The 2,114-nt window shown below is 43.9% G+C and carries 2 protein-coding genes; both read left to right on the top strand.

Features of this window, described 5'->3' with window-relative positions; genetic code table 11:
* Positions 1 to 929 (top strand): pseudaminic acid synthase (gene pseI, locus IBX50_RS20070; protein ID WP_292258166.1); only part of this gene is annotated, 929 nt, incomplete at its 5' end.
* Positions 926 to 1,909, top strand: coding sequence for a hypothetical protein (locus IBX50_RS20075; protein WP_292258167.1), 984 nt, complete (start codon positions 926 to 928; stop codon positions 1,907 to 1,909). The genes pseI and IBX50_RS20075, both read left to right, overlap by 4 nt.
* Positions 1,910 to 2,114: the final 205 nt, after the last annotated feature.

The following is a 2,114-nucleotide window of genomic DNA, read 5'->3' on the forward strand; positions in this document are numbered from 1 at the left end:
AAGCCAAGAAGGCCGGAGCCGATGCCGTTAAAATGCAGACCTACCGCCCGGACACCATCACACTGGATTCCGATGCTGACGACTTCAAAATCAAAGGGGGATTGTGGGATGGGCGTACTCTTTATGAGCTCTATGAAGAAGCCCACACTCCCTGGGAATGGCACCAACCACTGTTTGAACACGCTCGCAAACTCGGTATCATTATTTTTAGCTCGCCCTTTGATACAACGGCGGTGGATTTACTGGAAGACCTGAATGCACCGGCCTATAAAATAGCCAGCTTTGAAGCCGTTGATCTTCCCTTGATCGAATATGTCGCCCGTACTGGCAAACCCATGATTATCTCTACGGGTATGGCCGATGTCGAAGAAATTCAGGAAGCCATTGATGCAGCCAAGGGAGCAGGCTGTAAAGAACTCGCCATTCTGCATTGTGTCAGCGGTTACCCGGCACCGGCTGAAGACTATAACCTGCGTACGATCCCCGATATGATTCTGCGCTTTGGACTGGTGACAGGCTTGTCGGATCACACCCTGGATAACACGACTGCGATTACCAGTGTGGCCCTGGGTGCATCCATCATCGAAAAACATTTCACGCTTGATCGGAATGGCGGGGGGCCGGATGACAGCTTCTCGCTGGAGCCGAAAGAGCTGGGAGAGCTGTGCCGGGATAGCAAAACCGCTTGGCAAGCACTGGGCAAAGTGGATTATGGGCGTAAATCAAGCGAACAAGGCAATGCCCAGTTCCGGCGCTCGCTGTATTTTGTTAAGGACATGAAAGCAGGGGATGTGATTACTGAAGAGTGTATTCGCAGTGTGAGGCCGGGGTATGGGTTGGCACCAAAATTCTACCTCAAACTTTTAGGCAGGCAAGTGAGTGAATCTGTGCGTTTAAATGAACCAGTGACCTGGAATGTTGTTTTATGATCTCAGTATTTTTGGCGAGTACCCCTTTGCAGGTGATCTGTTGTTCAGAGGCGCGCCACCATTACAATATAACTGAAAAGATGGTTATCTATTTGGTTAAGCCGGATAATGCTAAGACTGTCATGCAGATTAAGTATTTACTGGATAAGTTTGGCTGGGAAGACGCTGAGCAGATTTGGCTGGAGAAAAAGACCTACTATATAAAGTTAGCTTGCGAGTTAAGAAGGCTGGCTAAAGAAAGCATATCTTATCTTTTTGTAGGAAATCTGGGAAGTGCAGCACAGGAGCCTTTTTTTTGTAATTTGGAGCCGAATAAAGTTGTTTTCTTGGATGATGGTGTTGCGACTTTAAGATATTATGTTTTAATTAATTCAGGGTGTCTAATCTCTAGTGTTTCGGCCAAAAAAAAACTCGTGTTGCGAGCTTTTTGTGTTCAGTTGAAGAAGCTATCAATAAGATATTTTGAGTTTTTTAGTTTTTTTGATTTGTGTAATACGGATTGTTTTGGATTTCAATTGAATAATTTGCTTGTTTTTTCAGAACAATTTGCTTTGAAAAAAAATCCTGAATCATCAGAGGAAAAGTTTGTTGGCTATATTGGGCATCCTGGTCGTAAAGAAAATGATTTTGAAAGAATGCGTCAGCATATGAGATCAATCTCAATTAAACATCCTGACATTGTAATACATTATTTTACGCATAGAAAGGAAGACCCTGTTAAGGTCAAGGAGGTTTTGGACGGTCTTCCTGTGGAAGTTAAAAGCCTGGATGTGCCCATTGAAATTGAGGTGGCAAATTGCTTGGGCAACTATGTTGCTTTTTATAGCTATATTTCTACAGCGCTTTTTACCTTAAAGCGAATTTTTCCTGATTTGGCTGTTTTTAGAATCGAGTCTGAATCTTTTGATTCTGTACCTGATCACTATCATTTAATTTTAGAGCATATGAGAAATGTTGGTGTTCAGGCTGTTAGATTATAAAAACTATTCATGATCTTCAAGGCGCTAACTGTATGCGCCTGAAGTGTATGGGCATCACTTCTCCACTTAGCAAAATCCGCGTAAACCCTCGCCCAATCGGGCGGGGATATAAGCGGGAACCGCGCAGCGGTTCTATTCAGCCCGCCTTATTCATGAGGCATAGCTGAAAAGTGGGTGTGGCTTTGGTATGCTGTTGAAATATAAC

Source organism: Marinospirillum sp., from assembly GCF_014859565.1.

Bases quoted from the DNA above. Each gene is read 5' to 3' on its own strand.
- IBX50_RS20075 (WP_292258167.1), top strand. From the start codon at position 926: ATGATCTCAGTATTTTTGGCGAGTACCCCTTTGCAGGTGATCTGTTGT.